Below are 19,267 nucleotides of genomic sequence, written 5' to 3'. Positions count from 1 at the left end.
ATGAGGGCTTATGATGTTTAACCAAAATGCGATGAACGATATGATGGCACCCCAGGCCGCTGGCGGGTTGGTGCCTATAGTGGTTGAACAAACAGCCCGTGGGGAAAGATCGTTCGACATTTACTCCCGTCTGTTGAAAGAGCGGGTGATATTTCTGGTCGGCAAGGTTGAGGATTACATGGCTAATCTGGTTGTGGCCCAACTGTTGTTTCTGGAATCGGAAAATCCGGACAAGGACATTCATTTGTATATCAATTCGCCGGGCGGTTCGGTAACGGCCGGGATGGCGATTTACGATACGATGCAGTTCATCAAACCGGACGTCAGCACGATGTGCATCGGCCAGGCCGCCAGTATGGGAGCCTTGCTGTTGGCGGGCGGCGCGGCCGGCAAGCGTTACTGCCTGCCGCATTCCAGAGTGATGATTCACCAGCCCTTGGGCGGTTTCCAAGGGCAGGCGTCCGATATCGATATTCATGCGCGGGAAATTCTGGCGATTCGCGATCGTTTGAACAAGGTTTTAGCCAATCATACTGGACAGACCTTGCAAAAAATCGAGCAAGATACCGATAGGGACAATTTTCTCAGCGCCGACCAAGCCGTCGAATACGGTTTGATCGATAAAGTGTTGGCTAGCCGTATTGCGTGATAGCAAGGCGCGGCGCTGATAGGTGCCGCGCCCTGCTTGGTTTTGTTTAATTGTTCATCGAAACGATGAAGCGATCTGTTTGGATGGAGTTGGTCCATGAGTAGAGACAAAAAAGGTAAAGACGACGAGAAGCTGCTTTACTGTTCTTTTTGCGGTAAGAGTCAAAACGAAGTCAGGAAGCTAATCGCCGGCCCATCCGTCTACGTCTGCGACGAATGCGTTGAATTATGTAACGAAATTATTCGCGACGAATTGATGGAAGACCAACTGTCGTCCGGATCGTCCGCGGCCCTGCCCAAGCCGAAAGAAATCAAGGCGGAACTCGATAACTATGTGATCGGTCAGGACAAGGCTAAAAAAATCTTGGCCGTTGCCGTCTACAACCACTACAAACGCTTGCGTAGCAATAGCAAAAAATCGGATGTCGAATTGGCGAAGAGCAATATTTTGCTGATCGGTCCAACCGGTTCAGGTAAGACGCTGTTGGCCGAAACGCTGGCCAGATTGCTGGACGTTCCGTTCACGATCGCGGACGCCACGACGCTGACCGAAGCCGGTTATGTCGGCGAGGATGTCGAGAACATCATCCTCAAAATATTGCAAAAATGCGATTACGACGTCGAAAAGGCGGAGACCGGTATCGTTTATATCGACGAAATCGACAAGATTTCCCGCAAATCGGATAATCCTTCGATTACGCGCGACGTGTCCGGCGAGGGCGTGCAGCAAGCGCTGTTGAAGTTGATCGAAGGCACCGTGGCTTCCGTGCCTCCGCAAGGCGGCCGCAAGCACCCCCAGCAGGATTTTCTGCAGGTCAACACCGCGAACATATTGTTCATAGTCGGTGGCGCGTTTGCAGGTTTGGACAAAGTGATTAAACACCGTACCGAAAAAGGCGGCATTGGCTTTTCCGCCGACGTTAAAACCAAGGACGACAAACGCAATGTTGGCGAGATCTTCGCGGACGTGCGCGCCGAGGACCTGATCCGGTATGGTTTGATTCCGGAGTTCGTTGGACGCTTGCCCGTGATCGCTACGCTGGATGAGTTGGATGAGGATGCATTAATTCAAATTCTGACTCAGCCGAAAAACGCGTTGATCAAGCAATATAAGCACTTGTTCGAAATGGAAGGTGCCGAATTGGAGTTCCGCGACGATTCGTTGTCGGCGATTGCCCGCAAATCCATGGAGCGCAAGACCGGCGCCCGCGGTCTTCGAACCATCGTCGAAAACGTGCTGCTGGACACGATGTACGAATTGCCTTCCAACGAAAAAATCGCCAAGGTCGTTATTGACGAAACGGTGATACTTGGCAAGTCCGAGCCGATTTTGGTGTACGAGACCGAGCAGAAAATGGCCGCCTCCGATATATGATGGTTCAATTTTTGCTCTTTTAAGCCCGATCTGCGGCGAAAAGAGGCGTTTATCTTCGGATAAGCGCCTCTTTTTTTTGTTTCGCCGGAAATACTTGTTTTCTGAAACATCAACCTCATATAGGATTACAGTCAGTTTTCAGTTGCTCAAGAGGGCTAAGCCAATGACCCATTCAAAATCCACAGACGAATTAATTCCCGTACTGCCGCTCAGAGACGTGGTAGTTTACCCGCACATGGTCATACCGCTGTTTGTCGGCAGAGGAATGTCGATAGATGCTCTCGATGCGGCGATCAAACAAGACAAGCAAGTCTTGCTGGTGGCACAGAAGCAAGCGGATGTAGACGCCCCTGGCTTTGACGACTTGTATAAGGTCGGTACCCTGGCCAACATTCTGCAGTTGCTCAAACTGCCGGATGGGACTGTCAAGGTGTTGGTGGAAGGCAATCAACGTTGCTCGGTCATTCAATATCAAGAAGTCGAAAACTATTGCGCGGCTCGCGTCGTCGAATTGGAAGACGAAATCAATGTTTCCGAGCAGGAATTGGATGTGTTGCAGCGAACCGCGATCAACTCCTTCGATCAGTATGTCAAGCTGAACAATAAGATTCCGCCCGAAGTTTTGAATTCCTTGGCCGGCATCGATGACCCCAGTCGCTTAGCCGACACGATGGCGGCGCATATGGCGCTGAAGGTCGATGAAAAACAAGCCATGCTGGAGTTGGTCGATGTCGCCGCGCGTCTGGAAAATCTGATGACCTTGATGGAAGGCGAGGTCGATATTCTGGAAATGGAGAAAAAGATTCGTGGCCGGGTTAAGAAGCAGATGGAGAAAAATCAGCGAGAGTATTACCTGAATGAGCAGATGAAGGCGATTCAGAAAGAACTCGGCGAAATGGATGAAGCCAGCAACGAAATCGAGGAACTGGAGAAGAAAATTGCGGCGGCGGGGATGGCCGCCGAGGCGAAAACCAAAGCGACCGCGGAACTCAATAAGCTGAAAATGATGTCGCCAATGTCGGCGGAAGCGACCGTGGTGCGAAACTACATCGACTGGATGGTCAATGTACCTTGGAAAAAGAAAACCAAGGTGAGGCACGATTTGAAGGTGGCGGAAGAGGTTCTGGAAGCAGAGCACTACGGTTTGGAAAAGGTCAAGGAGCGCATCCTCGAATACTTGGCCGTTCAGCAGCGCGTTAAGCAATTAAAAGGGCCTATCCTGTGCCTAGTCGGCCCTCCGGGTGTCGGCAAGACTTCTCTGGGACAGTCGATTGCGCGGGCCACTAACCGAAAATACGTGAGAATGGCGTTGGGCGGCGTACGCGACGAGGCCGAGATTCGCGGTCATCGCCGCACCTATATCGGTTCGATGCCTGGCAAGATTTTGCAAAATCTGTCTAAGATCAAAACTCGCAATCCGATGTTTCTGCTGGACGAAATCGATAAAATGGCTATGGATTTTCGTGGCGATCCGGCTTCGGCATTGTTGGAGGTTTTGGACCCGGAACAGAATCATACCTTTTCAGATCATTATCTGGAGGTCGATTTCGACCTGTCCGACGTTATGTTCGTTGCCACCGCGAACACGATGAATATCCCGGCGCCGTTGATGGATAGGATGGAAATCATCCGCTTATCCGGCTATACCGAGGATGAAAAAATTAACATCGCCCTCAGATTCCTAGCGCCCAAGCAAATCAAGAATAACGGGTTGGCTGAATCCGAGATTCAAATTTCCGAATCTGCCGTCAAGGACATCATTCGCTACTATACCCGCGAGGCTGGCGTGCGCAGTCTGGAGCGCGAGATTTCCAAAATTTGTCGCAAAGTCGTCAAGGATCTTTTGCTCAAGCCCAGGAAGTCGAAAATCGTCGTCAATGACAAGAACTTGGATAAGTACTTGGGCGTTCGGCGCTTTAGCTATGGGATGGCCGAGGATAACGATCAGGTGGGTCAGGTCACCGGTTTGGCTTGGACTGAAGTCGGGGGTGAGTTGTTGACCATCGAAACCGCGGTTATGCCGGGTAAGGGTAAGCAACTGGCGACCGGCAAGTTGGGCGACGTGATGAAAGAGTCGATAGAGGCGGCGGTGACGGTGGTGCGTAGCCGCGCGGATATCCTCGGTATCGATAGCGACATTTTTCAAAAAACCGACATTCATATCCACGTCCCGGAAGGCGCGACCCCGAAAGACGGCCCCAGTGCGGGTATTGGCATGTGCACCGCGATTATTTCGGCTTTGACGAAAATTCCGGTACGCGCCGACGTGGCGATGACGGGAGAAATTACGTTACGTGGCGAGGTGTTGCCGATCGGGGGATTGAAGGAAAAATTGTTGGCGGCGCATCGTGGCGGCATTACGACGGTGGTTATTCCGGCTGAGAACGAAAAAGACCTCACAGAGATTCCGGAGAACATCAAACGCAATCTGACCATCAAGTGCGTACGCTGGATAGACGAGGTTCTCGGCTTGGCCTTGCAGCATCTGCCGACCCCGATTTCTCCGGTGGCGGAGATTGCCGAATCTCCGAGCGGTAAAGTTGACCCGATCAAGCCGGGCGTCGTTGCCCACTGACGGCTCGACCAAGCGGGAAACCTTGTAAATCAAGGACTGCAACGCTTGACACGGCTTGTGGGCGGTTGATATAAATGGCGGCCTCTCTACACCAGAGAGACCGTCATCGGGTTGGTGGATAGCCGGTTGGCACAAACCGCTTGTTTGCAGAGCAATAATTAATAAAACGACATCCTAAGGGGAAATAAATGAATAAATCGGAACTTATCGATGCAATCGCCAGTGCGTCCCAATTGACAAAAGCCGATGCCGGTCGCGCATTGGATGGATTTATCAAAGCCGTCGAAGATTCGCTGAAAAAAGGCGAAGCCGTCGCACTGGTTGGCTTTGGTACATTCGAAGTTAAAGAAAGAGCGGAACGTAAAGGCCGCAATCCACAAACCGGCGAAGAGATCACCATCAAGGCCGCAAAAATTCCGTCATTTAAGGCTGGCAAATCTTTAAAAGATGCTGTAAACTAGTCGCTCTTTAGTCGGGTGCTTAGCTCAGCTGGGAGAGCGTCGCCCTTACAAGGCGAGGGTCGGGGGTTCGAACCCCTCAGCACCCACCAGACTTTGGAGCGGTAGTTCAGTTGGTCAGAATACCGGCCTGTCACGCCGGGGGTCGCGGGTTCGAGCCCCGTCCGCTCCGCCAAAACAGAAACCTCGGGCCGTTGTACGGTCCGAGGTTTTTTTTTGCGTGTTAAATTTTGCCTGAAACGCTCAGGTGTCATTCTGTTTTAAGGACAGCGTTTATGCTTTTAGAAATAAGAGAAAAGGTGCAAGGTATCTTTGCATCAATCATATTGATCTTGATATGCGTGCTCTTCGGTTTGTGGGGTATCCAAAACTATCTCGGCGGCGGTAAGGAAATTCCGGTCGTATCGGTAGGCGATAAAGACTTCTATCAGCGCGATGTTCAGCAAGCCTATCAGCAATTCGCGCAGAATCTGGCGGGAATGAAGTTCGACGAAGAGACCCTAAAAAAACAGGCCCTGCAAAAACTGATTCGCGACGAAGTTTTGCTGCAATATGTGCAGGACGAAAAGCTGCTGGTCAGCGACGAAACCGCCCGCGAATTTATCCAAGGTTTGGAGTATTTCCAAAAAGACGGCAAATTTGACAAGACTCAATATCAAACCTTGCTGGGTTCGCAAGGTATGTCGTCCGCCGAGTTTGTGAATCGAATCAAGAAGGCTTTGGTAATGGAGCAATTTCAACGGGCTGTTGTCGATACCAGTTTCGTGACGCAGGCCGAAATCGACAACTTCTTTAAATTGCAAAATCAAACCCGCGATATTGAATATTTGACCCTACCCTTGGTCAAGTCTACCGAGCAACCCAGCGAAGAAGACATCAGCGCCTATTATCAACAGCATCAAGATGCCTATCAGACTGAAGAGCAGACCTCGATAGACTATGTGGAACTGTCCTTGGATAAATTGGCCGGCGAGATTAAGTCGACCGAAGAACAGCTGAAGGCTTATTACGAAGAGCAAAAAGCTCAGTACACCACAAAGGAACGCCGAAAAATCAGCCACATACTGTTTGCGGTTGGTAAGGAGCAGACCGATCAAGCCGCGCTGCAAAAAGCCCGGCAAGCCCAAGCCGCGTTGCAATCCAAGGATTTCGCCGCGGTTGCCGCCGAAATGTCCGACGACAAGTTGAGCGCTAAAAAGGGCGGCGACTTGGGGCTGATTGCGCCAGGCGTCATGGAAAAGCCCTTCGAGGAAGCGGCATTGGCGTTGCAGGTCGGTCAAGTATCCGAGCCGGTCAGGACCTCGTTCGGCTACCATCTGATCAAGGCGACAGAATTGGTGCCAGGCGAAATTAAAACTTACGAGCAAGTCAAGGCCGATGTCGCCAAGGCTTACCAAAAAGCGCAGGCGGAGACTAAATTCAACGAACTGGCCGAGAAACTGGCCGAAGTCAGTTACGAGAATCCGGACAGCCTTGCCGCCGCTGCCGACCTACTGGGCGTGCAACCGCAGAAATCCGGAGTGTTTACCCGTGCCAACGGTGTCGGCATCGCCGCGGAAGAGAAAGTTCGCGCCGTTGCATTTTCCGAAGACGTGTTAAAAGGTAGCAATAGCGAGCCTATTGAAGTTGGTGGTGACAAACTCGTCGTGTTGCGGATGGCCAGTCATCAGCCTGCGTCGGTCAAGGAACTGCAGCAGGTGAAGGCTGAGGTTGCCGCCGCGATCCAGCGCGATCGCGCCAAACAGCAACAGGCTACGTTGGCCGAGCAGATCCGTCAGGAGCTGGCGGGTGGAAAGAGTTTGACGCAAATTGCGGATGCCCGGCATTTGCAGGCCAAAAAAGTCAATGGCTTGACCCGGATCGGCGGCGATCTGGCGATGCCGGTCAATCAGGCCGTCTTCAAGGCGGCCAAGCCCAAGTCCGGTCAGCCTAGCGTGACGATTATCGACGACGAGAGCGGCGCCAAACTGATTGTGAGCATCAATCAAGTCAACGAAGGCAAAATGACCGATGCAGATAAAAACAAACAAGCCGTGATTGCCAAGAATATGGCGGGCGCGTTCGGTAAGGCTCAGTTCGAATCGGTGTTGAATGCATTGCAAGCCAAGGCGGATATCGAGATTCACGCGCCAAAGCAATAAGGTATCGTGATGACTATGAAAAGGGAGCTTAGGCTCCCTTTTTTTATGGGCGTGGGCACACGTTGCCGTCAGGTTCATCTCTTCCGCACATTGAGTTACCGGGCGGCGATCATGGGACTGACGAGTCTGCGTGCGGTATCCGGTTACCTCTGTGTTTGTCAACGATTATCGGGGATGAGATTCCGGTATCGTCGGGATTCGAGATAGTTGTTCTGTTCGAGCTAGGCTTGCGATAAACTTTAGAAGTAACTACTCAGCGTGACACGCAGGGACTCCTCTCCGCTCGGAGAGGGTTGAGTGGGGCGAGATTGAGGCTTTTTTCGTGAATTCGCCTCAACCACCTCGATCAAAAGGGGGCGATCGGCGATTTGCAAGGTGATGCGATTCACTGATTAGTTACCTTAAAAATTAACAACCGGACCGTTGCCACGCAACTCTGTCCTTTCTTTAACGGCTTGATTTTAAGGAGCTACATGATTATCAAACCTCGCGTTCGCGGTTTTATGTGTGTCACCACCCATCCGGTCGGCTGCGCCGCCAACGTCAAACAGCAAATCGACTACGTTAAAAGCGGCGGCGCGATAGCGGGCGGCCCCAAAAACGTACTGATTTTGGGCGCATCCACCGGCTACGGTTTGGCGTCGCGTATCGTCGCGGCATTCGGTGCCGGCGCCAAAACCCTGGGGGTATTTTTCGAACGCGAAGGAACCGCCGACAAGCCCGGCACCCCCGGCTGGTACAATTCCGCGGCTTTTCATCAATTCGCCGAAGCCGAAGGTTTGTACGCGAAAAGTATCAACGGCGATGCCTTTTCCGACGACATCAAACAAAAAGCGATAGATGCCATCAAACAGGATTTCGGCAAAATCGATTTGGTGGTCTACAGCTTGGCCGCGCCGCGCCGCACCCATCCGAAAACCGGGGTGACCTACAATTCGACGCTGAAACCCATCGGCAAGGACTTGGTGCAAACCGGTATCGATACCGACAAAGAGGTCATCAAGGAATTCACGCTGCCCGCGGCATCCGACGAAGAAATCGCCAATACCGTCGCGGTGATGGGCGGCGAAGACTGGCAAATGTGGATAGACGCATTGGCTGACGCCGACGTTCTGGCGCCCGGCGCAAAAACCACGGCGTTCACCTATCTTGGCGAGAAAGTAACCAAGGACATCTATTGGGACGGTACGATAGGCGCGGCGAAGCAGGATTTGGACAAGCGCGTTGTCGACATACGGCACAAGCTGGCCGCGCTAGGCGGCGATGCCAGGGTGTCGGTATTAAAAGCCGTGGTCACCCAGGCTAGCGCTGCAATTCCGATGATGCCCTTGTATCTGGCGCTGTTGTTCAAGGTCATGAAGGAAGCTGGTACCCATGAAGGTTGCATCGAACAAGTCAACGGCTTGTTCCGGGACAGTCTCTATGGGGCAGAGCCGATTCTCGATGAAGTAGGTCGCATTCGCGCCGACTTAAAGGAATTGGCCCCTCAAGTACAAGATGAGGTCAGCGAGCTCTGGTCTCGGATCGATAACGAAAATATCAACGAGTTGACGGACTTTGCCGGCTACAAGCAAGATTTTCTGCGGTTATTCGGCTTCGAGGTCGATGGCGTGGATTACGATGCCGACGTCAATCCGGAAGTGCCGATCGTCAATTTGGCTTAGGCGGGGAGTTTCGGTGGGTAGCCATCGTTGCCCACCGGCAATTGCTAGGCGCGGTACACCGGAGAAGTCCCGGATACTTCGTTGAAGAATAGGTCGACAAGCCGGGGTGGATTGGGTTTGAACCGCCCCGGTTCAAAATCAGTGTCTCCGACACTTTTGTTTACACTCCGCCAATCATTGGAACTATGCAAACGTCCTCCGTTACCAGAGACTGGATACTCTACTCATTGCTTGGCTTGGTTATCGTACTGATTTTGCTAGCAATGTATCAAATCGATAGGCAATGGCTGAAGCTCAGCGACATGCAAACCGCACTGGCAGATCAGGCGCAAGCGGTGAGGGAGTTGCGCGGTCTGGCCGGTAGCGGGGCGTTGAGCGCGCAAACGGCGAACCCGCCAAGCAGTCAGGTTGCTCAAGCCTTTCAGCGCGCCTACGCGGCAACCAAGTTGGCCGATTACGCCCGGGGCGATTGGAGCGTCGAAGCCTTCGGCACTAATCTGAAAACCATCACGCCGCTGATATCGACCGACGCTTACGCCGCCAATGTGCAAAGCTACGTGCAGGAAAGCCTGATCACCCGCAATCCGGATACCTTGGCCTGGGAAGGTTTGGTCGCGAAAAACTGGACGGTTAGCGAGGATGGTTTAACGATCAGCTTTGACTTGCGCGACGACGTTTCTTTTTCCGACGGCCAGCCGCTGACCGCTGAAGACGTGGCGTTCACATTTACGTTCATCATGACCGACGCGATTCAGGCGCCGCGCGACCGTGCTTATCTGGAAAAAATTCAGTCAGTCAAGGCCGACGGCAAAGATCGAGTGACGTTCGTGTTTAAAGAGCCTTATTTCGAGGCGCTGTCACTGGCCGGCGGCATGAACATCATGCCCAAGCATTTTTACGAACCTTATCTAAAGGAACCGCAAAAATTCAACGAATCTAAAGGCTTGTTGCTCGGCAGCGGCCCTTATAGATTGGCCGACCCGAAAAACTGGACCCCGGATCAGGGCAGCGTCGAATTGTTGCGCAACGAGCGCTATTGGGGCGACGTTCAGCCGGCCTACAACCGCATCCTCTGGAAAATTATCCAAAACGACAGTGCCCGTTTGACCACCTACCGCAACGGCGACATCGATTCCTATTCAGCGCGCCCGGTCGAATACCGACAGCTCCAAAACGATGCGCAAATTCAGGGCAAAAGCCAGAGCTTCGAATACATGCCGCCGGTCGTCGGATACAGCTATATCGGCTGGAACCAGATACGCGGCGGTAAGCCGACTCGTTTCGCCGACAAGCGGGTACGTCAGGCCATGACCTACCTGACCGATACCGGCCGGATTATCAAGGACGTGTTTCTCGGTTACGCCGAGCCGGCAGTCAGTCCGTTCGGCAACGCCAGCAAACAGCACGCCGCCGCCTTGCAGCCCTATCAAGCCAATCTCGATAAGGCCAAGGCTTTGTTGAAAGAAGCCGGCTACGAAGATCGCAATAAAGACGGCGTTTTGGAAGACCAGGCCGGCCAAGCATTCGAGTTCAAACTGACCTATTTTCAGGCCAACGAAGATACCAGCCGTATGGTGCTCTTGCTGAAAGACCTGTACGCCAAGGCCGGGGTCAAATTGGTGCCGTTTCCGCAGGAATGGCCGGTGATGCTGGAAAATCTGGATAAAAAAGACTTCGACGCGATCACCTTGGGCTGGACCAGCAGCATCGAAACCGACTTGTACCAAGCCTTCCACAGCTCGCAGGCGATCAGCAAGGGCGACAATTTCATCGGTTACCAGAATCCTGAATTGGACAAGCTGATCGATGAAGCTCGCCGTACCGTCGACGAAGCCAAGCGCATGCCGCTGTGGCAACAGGCGGAACGCATACTCTACGAAGATCAGCCGTACACGTTCCTGATGCGCCGTAAAAGTTTGTTGTTCGTCGACAAGCGCATCCACAACCTGCAAATGACCAAGTTGGGTCTGAATCTGGGCTCGCTGCCGCTGGAAAACTACGTGCCGCTGGCCCAGCAAAAATACACGCAATAAAGTCATGACGAGCTTGCAGCGCTGCGTCACCCCGGCAGGGATTGCCGGGGACCAGATACCATGGAGGGTGTTGGCCTTGAACGTCCCTGAAGTCTGGAGCTCGGCAATCCCGGCCGATTTGACATGGATTTTTCTCTCGGCACTCAAAAGGAATTCGTTATGCTGACTTATCTGCTGCGCCGCCTGTTGTTGATGGTGCCGACCCTGCTCGGCATCACCGTGGTCGTGTTTGCCGTGATGGCAGCCTCGCCGGGCGGTATCAGCGCCCAGACTTTGGTCGGCGGCATGGACATGAAACCGCAGGAAAAGCAGGCTTTGCTGGATTATTACAACAAGCGCTACGGCCTGGATCAACCTGCGCCGCTGCAATACCTGCGTTGGCTGAACAATGTATCGCCGATCGGCTTCGTCGACGACGAACAAGGTCATAAGTCGTTCTCGCTGACCAAAGGCATGGACCTCGGTACCAGCTTTCAATACGGCCGACCGGTCGCCGACATTCTGGCCGAACGTATCCCGATTACCTTGTTGCTGAATCTGGTGACCATACCGTTCACTTATGCGCTGGCCATCTGGATCGGCATGAAGTCTGCAACCGAACGCGGCGGCGCCTTCGACATCGGCGCCAGCTTGTCGATGTTGGCTCTGTGGTCGATTCCGACCATGCTGGCCGGCGTGTTGCTGCTGGGCTTTTTCGCTAATATCCAATATTTCCAATGGTTCCCGACCGCGGGCCTCAGTGCCCGCGAGGCGCTGGACATGCCGTTTCTGCCGCATTGGAACGACAGCGGCTTCGTGCGCGGCTTTCTGCTGGACCGGATCTGGCATCTGGTACTTCCGGTGATCTGCTTGTCCTACGGCGGTTTCGCCGCGCTGGCGAAATTGACCCGCACCTCGATCCTGGAGAACCTGCACGCCGACTACGCCCGCACCGCCCGCGCCAAGGGTTTGGCCGAACGCGACGTGCTGTGGACGCACGTGTTCCGCAACAGCTTGTTGCCGTTGATTACGGTCTCGGCCGGCTTGTTGCCTAGTTTGTTGGCCGGCTCGTTGATCGTCGAGAACATTTTCAGCATCAACGGCATGGGCCAATTGGCGGTGGAAGCGGTGAAGGGCAGGGACCGCGAGCTGGTGTTGTCGATCACCTGGATCAGCGGCTTTCTAACCCTGGTCGGCTATTTGATCGCCGACTTCTGCTACACCTTGGCCGATCCTAGGGTGAGTTATGACTAAGTTGCTACAACCCCGGTCCTTAAACATCGTTCGCCCTGAGCTTGTCGAAGGGCGCACCACATCAGGCTTCGAAAAGCCTGTCCTAAGGGCAGTCGCAGGGCTCAGACTCTATACCCCAGAGGGTGGCAACGGAATACCTGTAAAAATCAGGGGCAGGTTAAAAGTCGCATCGTGCGAATCGACTTGCCGCTATACGGCGTATCAAACAGGGTAGCCAATGGCGTCATCTCCTAAATCCTTAATCAGCCGGCAATCCTTCTCCGCCCGCATCTGGCGCCGCACGCTGGACGGCGTCGGCGTCAAATTCGGACTGGCTTGGGTCGGCGTGTTGGTGTTGTTCGCGGTGTTCGCACCGTTTCTCGCCAACTCGATGCCATTGGTGATGAGCAAGAACGGCGAAATCACTTTCCCGGTGTTACGCTATCTGTCGATTGAGGATGCCTGGATACTGGTGGCATTTTTCATCGCGCTGGCCGTGTCCCGGCTGCCGCTCGCGGGCGGTGCCAAGTTTCTAGTATTTTTGTCCGGCACCGCCGTCGCCGCATTAATTGCCAACCTGACAGTCCAGCCGCCAGCACTGGTGATTTACGACGATTTTCGCGGCCCGGAATATGTGCAAGTCGATTGGAAAGTCATGCCGCCGATACCCTATGCTCCCGGCGATTATTTACGCGATCTGGGCAGCAAGGGCCTGGAGGCGCCGTTCGCCAGCGCGGGCCACACGCATTGGCTAGGCACCGAGGAAAACGGCGCCGACGTGTTGAGCCGGATGATCCACGCCAGCCGCATTGCGCTCAGCATAGGCTTCATCGCCACCGGTATCGCGCTAGCCATCGGCATCGTGGTCGGCGGACTGATGGGCTATTTCTCCGGCATCGTCGACATGCTGGGCATGCGGCTGGTCGAAATCTTCGAAGACATTCCCACGCTGTTTTTGCTGCTGACCTTCGTCGCCTTCTTCGGCCGCAGCCTGTACATGATGATGGTGATTATCGGCGTCACCGGCTGGTCCGGTTATGCCCGTTACGTGCGCACCGAGTTTCTGAAATTGCGCAAGCAGGACTACGTGCAGGCCGCGATTGCCAGCGGCTTGCCGCTGCCGTCTATCCTGTTCCGCCATATGCTGCCCAACGGCGTCGCGCCGTTACTGGTCGCGGTCAGCTTCGGCGTGGCCGGGGCGATCTTGTCGGAAGCCACGCTGAGCTTTCTCGGGCTTGGCGTGGTCGATGCGCCGTCCTGGGGGGCGATGCTGGATCAGGCGGTCAAGTCTTCGACCTTCAATTGGTGGATGGCGGTGTTTCCGGGCGGCGCGATTTTCATGACCGTGTTTGCCTACAACCTGATCGGCGAAGCCTTCAGGGATGCGATCGATCCGAAACTGGCGCGCCGCAACGGAGGCGAGTCGTGAATCGGCCCTTGCTGCAAGTCAAACACCTGCGCACCTATTTACAAACCGGCGGCGAGCCGGTCAAGGCCGTCGAGGACGTCAGCTTCGATATTCCGCAAGGCGAAACCTTTTGTCTGGTCGGCGAATCCGGCAGCGGCAAGTCGATCAGCGCCTTGTCGGTGATTCGCCTATTGCCGGACGGCATTGCCGGCCATCCGAGCGGCGAAATCATTTTCGACGGCCGCGACCTGCTGGCCTTGCCCGACGCCGACATCCGCCAGGTGCGCGGTGCTCAGATCGCGATGATTTTTCAAGAGCCGATGACTTCGCTGAATCCGGTGCTTAGCGTCGGCGAGCAAATTATCGAAGCGTTGCACCTGCATTTTCCAAACATGAGCGCGGAAGAAGCGGAGCAACGCGCGGTCGTGGCGTTGACCCAAGTGCAAATCCCCAACCCCGGCGAGCGCTTTCGCGATTACCCGCACCAATTGTCCGGCGGCCAGCGCCAGCGGGTGATGATAGCGATGGCCCTGGCCTGCCGGCCCAAGCTGTTGATCGCCGACGAACCGACCACTGCGCTGGACGTCACTGTGCAAGCCGAAATCCTGCGCCTGATGCGGCAATTGCAGGACGACACCGGCATGAGCATGCTGTTCATCACCCACGACTTCGGCGTCGTCGCGCAAATGGCGCACTGGGTCGGCGTGATGCAGTTCGGTCGTCTGGTCGAGGCCGGCCGCTGCCGCGAAGTGCTGGGTAGTCCGCGACATCCGTATACCCAAAAGTTGCTGGCCTCGGTGCCGGAAAATCTCGCCAAACCAGAAGCCTCCGCACCGCCAACTACCGTTCGCGCTGAGCCCGTCGAAGCGCCAGCTATTGAAGGCTCTCACCGCGCCTGCGCTGAGAGCAGCGTCGTCAAACTAAGCCGCTTGCTGAGCGGAGTCGAAGCAAACGGCGTTAGCTCCGCTCAGCCGGCGATTTTCGCGAAGACAAGTTCCGGCAATACGCCGTCCCAAGTGGCAGTGCAGTCTCAAGCCTTAATCCAAATCCGCAACCTGAAAGTCTGGTTTCCGGTGCGCAAGGGCTTGTTGCGCCGGGTGGTCGATCACATCAGGGCTGTCGATGATGTGAGCCTGGAGATTCCGCGCGGCGAAATCGTCGCGCTGGTCGGCGAATCCGGCTGCGGCAAAACCACGCTGGGCCGGGCGGTGTTGCAACTGGAGCCGCCGACCGCCGGGAGCATCAAGATAGCCGGCCGGGAACTGGTCGGATTATCCGCAAAAGAATTGCGGCCGATGCGCCGGCAGATGCAGATCGCCTTTCAAGACCCGCAATCGTCGCTGAATCCGCGCCTGCTGGTCGAAACCACGTTGACCGAACCGATGCAGGTGCACGGCATCGGCGCCAGCCGCGACGAGCGCATCGCGCTGGCCGAGCAGTTGCTGGACGACATGCAGCTGGGCCGCGAGTCGCTGTGGCGCTACCCCCACGAATTCTCCGGCGGCCAGCGCCAGCGCATCGGCTTGGCGCGGGCCCTGGCCCTGAATCCGGAATTCATCGTCTGCGACGAAATCACCAGCGCGCTGGATGTGTCGGTGCAGGCGGAAATCCTGCAACTGCTGTTGGACATCCGCCGCCGGCGCAATCTGACTTTGCTATTTATCACCCACAATATTGGGGTGGTGGAGTATTTGAGCGACCGGACGGTGGTGATGTATCAGGGGAAGATTGTTGAAGAAGGATTGACTGCTAAGGTTTGTCGGGCGCCGGAGCATGAGTATACGCAGAGGTTGTTGGGGGCGGTGCCGAGGTTGGTGGTTTAGGGGGCTGGAATGATAGATAGAAATCCTTTATTTATTTGTTAGCCGTCTATGTCGCGAAATCCCTATATTACTGTTGGGCAGGAACCGAGCCTCCGACATTCGGTTTTCGTGTTTATGGACATACTTGGCTATTCTGAACTGATTGTGCAGTCGCAGAATACAGGAACACAGCAAACAGTATTAAGGGACCTTCACAAGGCCCTGTCTGAGAGTCGGCGTCGGCTTGAAGGTCATGATCTTCCGATTGAATTTAGAAAACTCGGCAAAAAAGACTTCTTTGCGTTGAAGGCCTTCACAGACAATATTGCTATCGGGTGGCCAGTACACTCTGACGCCGAAGTAGAATTAGGAAGTGCTTGTATGAAGCTAGCCTATTTCCAGTTTGAAATGGCAATTCAAGGTTATTTTGTTCGGGGCGGTATTTCCCTGGCGCTAGCCTATATAGACGAAGTAGCTGTATTTGGTGATGCTCTGACCGAAGCCTATCATGGTGAAAGTAAGCTAGCCCGCGATCCAAGGATAATATTGACTCAGTCAGCCGTTACCGCTGCAAAGAAACACCTTGATTTTTATTCTAAACCTAGCTTCTCACCCCATGTGCGATTCCTTCTCAAGGACGCAGATGGACAATGGTTCCTCAATTATCTTCACTCTGTTCTCATTGCAGAATATGAGAATGGTCCGTTCTACTCCGAATTTCTTCGGCATAAGGCCGCAGTCGAAGTGAAACTTGCTGAGCACTCCGCAAATCCATCTGTTTGGGCTAAATATGCTTGGGTTGCGAATTACCACAACTACTTTTGCGATCTCCATTCAAAATATTTCGATGAAAAACATTGTGTTAATGTCGAGTTATTTAAGTCGCCCCCTTCTCTTATTGTCGACGAAGATTAACTTGGGGGCAGGGTAGGATCACTTTTTGTGCCCACGTGGGAAGGGCCATAGGATGTGCTGAACAAAGTGAAGCGCATCGGTCGAGTGACCGTTTGTATCGTGTTGAATTGCCACGACCTGTTTTAATGTCGGGTCTCGGTCCGACAGCCGAGTTTCTTTCTTTTGTTTGGCCAAAAGAAAGAAACCAAAGAAAAGGCCACCCCATGCCGCTTCATCCTGCGCGCCGGTGATTTTGGCGAGGGTTTTCGGAAGGGCTGTCCTAGCCCTCCGAAAACGAGCGGCATCCCTGCCGCTCCCCTGGTGGGCAACTCTCGCCAAAATCCCCGGTGCTCGGCGCGGCATCAGGGGGGAGAAAACCGTCCCGAAATTTAACGTTGCGTAGGGTGGGCACGGTCTTTGTGCCCACGCGAAAATAGCCCGCGTAGGTACGATTAGGTCGTAAGGCTCTATCCCGCCCACCTGTTGAGATCATTCAGCCTGAGGCATCCTGTGATTTTTTGATCAGGAGTAGCGATGGCCGTTACATCGAAATGGCGTCAGCATATTGAAGAATGGCAAGGCAGTGGTTTGTCGCAGGTTGAGGCCCATAGGATGTGCTGAACAAAGTGAAGCGCATCGGTCGCGTGACTGTTTGTATCGTGTTGAATTGCCAGGATCTATTTTAATGTCGGGTTTCGGCCCGACAGCCGAGATACTTTTCTTTGCTTGTCCAAAGAAAAGTATCCAAAAGAAACGACACCCCATGACGCTTGTTCACTCGGCACATCCTTGTGCCTCGCCCTTCGGGTGCTATCGCATGCAAATCGGCTATCCTGCCGATTTGTCCTGCGCGCCGGCGATTTCGGCGAGGGTTTTCGGAAGGGCTGTCCTAGCCCTCCGAAAACGAGCGACATGCCCGAAAAGCGGGGCAGGCTCTCCCTGCCGCTCCCCTGGTGGGCAACTCTCGCCAAAATCCCCGGTGCTCGGCGCGGCATCAGGGGAGAAAACCATCCCGAAATTTAACGTTGCGTAGGGTGGGCATGGTTTTTGTGCCCACGTGGGAAGTCGGGTTTCGTGTCTTGTTATCGCTGACGCGACTGATGGTTTTTGTGTCGGTTTGCGAGGAGGACAAGGCTGTAAGGCGCAATTCGTAGGGCGTCAATAGGCGAAGCCGTATTGCGCCGTATTGCGCCGTATGTTGGCCTTAAATCATTCGGCGCATTATGCTATCGCCAATGCCCTACAAAACTGGCTATCCGGGCTTTCTTCTGAAAGCATCGGGCTTTTTTCTCAAAGGTTCTCCAAAATAACTCGGGCATTCTCACGGCGAGCTCGAACGTTGGAGCAATTTTCTATAAGCGCCGAGTTCCGAACGAGAATGGCCGACAAATTTTATAGATCGATGCGGTTTTCCGGCAAAACCGCAAAGCTTTTTTCTCGGCCATTCTTTGAAATAGCTGCGGCATTCGCGCGGCAAGCTCGAACCTTGGAGAAATTTTCTATAAGCGTCGAGCTACGGACGAGAACGGTCGACAAATTTTATAGAGCGCTGCCGTTCTCCGACAAAGTTGCCGAGGTTTTATACCCGTCGCAGTTGTGTAGGGAGGGCACGGTTTTTGTGCCCACGCGGAAATAGACTTCTAAGTCTTGTATCGCTAGCGCGACGGCTGGTTTTAATGTCGGTTTGCGGTCCGAGAGCCCGCGATACTGCCTCGACCCCCTTACGCCCTGCGGGTCGCGGGATTGTGATCGCACGGTTCGTGCTCGACGATCAAAATGGCTTGGCGTCGAGCGAGTCTTTGGTGACGACGGCAGGCGAGGTGCGCATAGCCGCTGCTACGGATTCGCTAGATAGTTAAAAAATTCCCGCAGCCAATCCTGACCGCGTTTTTTCGGAAATTGGTTGGGATGCCGCTTGACCCATTTCAGCGCGTAAATCATCGGCACCGAATCCAAATCCTTGATGTGGTTGGTCCGCCAAAGCTTGCGGACGATCTTGGATACTTGAAACTTCAACTCGATGTGCTTGACGTGTTCCGGCGTCGGATTTCGGCAATGTTCGGCTGGCGAGGTGACCAAATACTCCCGACAAGCCAGCGGCCGAACCGGGTGAATCGAACAGCTTTCCGCTTCCAAAAACGGGCAGGCCACGCCAGAATGAAAATAACGTAGCGCGTGCGTCTGGACCGCTTCGTGCGTCGTTCCCTCTGCCAGCATCCGTTCCAATTGGCCCAGCCAGTCGATCTCGTCCAGTTTGGCGCAGCCGTCGGCAAATCGTTGCTTGATCGCCGAACGCCTCGGCTCGGGCATTTGTTCAACCAGTCCGGCGATCTGATAGGCCTCGAACTCCGCCAACGGTACCACTTGCCGGCAGCAAGCGCCGCAGCCGGCTTGGCAGGAAATGGTTTCGTTGTCCGCGACGAATACCTCGACCGCGGTTTCGACGACGGCGTTGTTGATGCGATGCAGCGCCGGCAGGATCGCGACCGGCGTGACTTTTTCCGCCGGTGCGCTGAGTTCCAATTCTATCGGTTTGCCGTAAAGCGTCAGTTTGATGTTGGCGGGCGTGGTTTTGCGCATAGGCTCTGCTCAAGGAATCGGAAAACTGTCTCCGGTATGCCGGCGACGATGGACGGCAAGCGGCGGGTGCTTGGGGTTATTTACCGTTCGCCAAGCGCTACCAGCATAGAAGCTTTTACGAAAAATCGATACTTCGGCTTGCAACTCTCCGACAGCGCCACGGATTGCCTTGCTGAATAGCCTCTTATGACGGCATAACCAAGGTTTTCATACCTCGCCGAAAGCGCTCGCTCCGGACATACGGCATTTCGTAAACAAGACGGCATCTCGTGGCGATATCCAGAAATTCCAGCCGGCCTAGTCGGTGGCGGTCGGCGCCAAAACCAAAAAATAACTTTCAAATACAGCCGCTTAAAAATTTAAAAATCCGGCGACCGGCTTTGGCACGGCAATTGACTCTATTCCTTCGAACTCAACCGTAAGGCGAACAAATCCGGTAAAGCCCCGAGAACGCGGCGGTACCGGCCTTGTTGACCC

Annotated in this window: 12 protein-coding genes and 2 tRNA genes; 13 read left to right on the top strand and 1 reads right to left on the bottom strand. The window is 54.3% G+C overall.

The window, feature by feature from the left end; translation table 11 throughout:
- Positions 1-13 precede the first annotated feature (13 nt).
- The 13 genes from clpP (at position 14) to BJL95_RS19905 (ending at position 16,231) form a co-directional block, all read left to right on the top strand.
- Complete coding sequence (clpP, locus tag BJL95_RS19965; protein ID WP_064031324.1) at positions 14-649, top strand: ATP-dependent Clp endopeptidase proteolytic subunit ClpP; 636 nt, start codon at positions 14-16, stop codon at positions 647-649.
- A 96-nt stretch (positions 650-745) separates the two neighbouring features.
- Positions 746-2,023 (top strand): ATP-dependent Clp protease ATP-binding subunit ClpX, encoded by a 1,278-nt coding sequence (gene clpX, locus BJL95_RS19960; protein ID WP_064031315.1) that lies wholly within the window; start codon positions 746-748, stop codon positions 2,021-2,023.
- Between the two features lie 163 nt (positions 2,024-2,186).
- Positions 2,187-4,598 carry an endopeptidase La gene (gene lon / locus BJL95_RS19955; protein ID WP_071160453.1) on the top strand — a complete coding sequence of 804 codons (2,412 nt, stop codon included), beginning with the start codon at positions 2,187-2,189 and terminating at the stop codon, positions 4,596-4,598.
- A gap of 188 nt (positions 4,599-4,786) precedes the next feature.
- A complete protein-coding gene (locus tag BJL95_RS19950; protein ID WP_064031317.1) occupies positions 4,787-5,059 on the top strand; it encodes an HU family DNA-binding protein in 273 nt (90 codons plus the stop codon).
- Between the two features lie 13 nt (positions 5,060-5,072).
- Positions 5,073-5,148 (top strand) — tRNA-Val (locus BJL95_RS19945).
- Positions 5,149-5,154: 6 nt separating this feature from the next.
- Positions 5,155-5,231, top strand: a tRNA-Asp gene (locus tag BJL95_RS19940).
- A 100-nt stretch (positions 5,232-5,331) separates the two neighbouring features.
- Positions 5,332-7,197, top strand: a complete 1,866-nt coding sequence (locus tag BJL95_RS19935; protein WP_071160451.1) for a SurA N-terminal domain-containing protein — start codon at positions 5,332-5,334, stop codon at positions 7,195-7,197.
- A 473-nt stretch (positions 7,198-7,670) separates the two neighbouring features.
- Entirely contained in the window at positions 7,671-8,861 is a 1,191-nt protein-coding gene (gene fabV / locus BJL95_RS19930) for an enoyl-ACP reductase FabV (protein ID WP_064031319.1), read from the top strand.
- A gap of 185 nt (positions 8,862-9,046) precedes the next feature.
- On the top strand, positions 9,047-10,894 hold the full coding sequence (locus BJL95_RS19925) for an ABC transporter substrate-binding protein (RefSeq protein WP_064031320.1): 1,848 nt from the start codon (positions 9,047-9,049) through the stop codon (positions 10,892-10,894).
- A 159-nt stretch (positions 10,895-11,053) separates the two neighbouring features.
- Positions 11,054-12,127: an ABC transporter permease gene (locus tag BJL95_RS19920; RefSeq protein ID WP_064031325.1), complete on the top strand. Its 1,074-nt coding sequence runs from the start codon at positions 11,054-11,056 to the stop codon at positions 12,125-12,127.
- A gap of 217 nt (positions 12,128-12,344) precedes the next feature.
- A complete protein-coding gene (locus BJL95_RS19915) occupies positions 12,345-13,535 on the top strand; it encodes an ABC transporter permease (RefSeq protein ID WP_071160449.1) in 1,191 nt (396 codons plus the stop codon).
- On the top strand, positions 13,532-15,337 hold the full coding sequence (locus BJL95_RS25820; RefSeq protein WP_071160447.1) for an ABC transporter ATP-binding protein: 1,806 nt from the start codon (positions 13,532-13,534) through the stop codon (positions 15,335-15,337). Before BJL95_RS19915 ends, BJL95_RS25820 begins: the two co-directional genes overlap by 4 nt.
- Before the next feature lie 114 nt (positions 15,338-15,451).
- Complete coding sequence (locus BJL95_RS19905; RefSeq protein ID WP_139306350.1) at positions 15,452-16,231, top strand: hypothetical protein; 780 nt, start codon at positions 15,452-15,454, stop codon at positions 16,229-16,231.
- A 1,815-nt stretch (positions 16,232-18,046) separates the two neighbouring features.
- Here BJL95_RS19905 and BJL95_RS19890 read toward each other — a convergent pair.
- A complete protein-coding gene (locus tag BJL95_RS19890; RefSeq protein WP_071160440.1) occupies positions 18,047-18,790 on the bottom strand; it encodes a YkgJ family cysteine cluster protein in 744 nt (247 codons plus the stop codon).
- Positions 18,791-19,267: the final 477 nt, after the last annotated feature.

The sequence above is a fragment of the Methylomonas sp. LWB genome, from assembly GCF_001856095.1.
Taxonomy (GTDB): domain Bacteria; phylum Pseudomonadota; class Gammaproteobacteria; order Methylococcales; family Methylomonadaceae; genus Methylomonas; species Methylomonas koyamae_A.
Note: the sequence above shows the minus strand (reverse complement) of the source record. Positions and strands in the feature narration are given on the sequence as shown.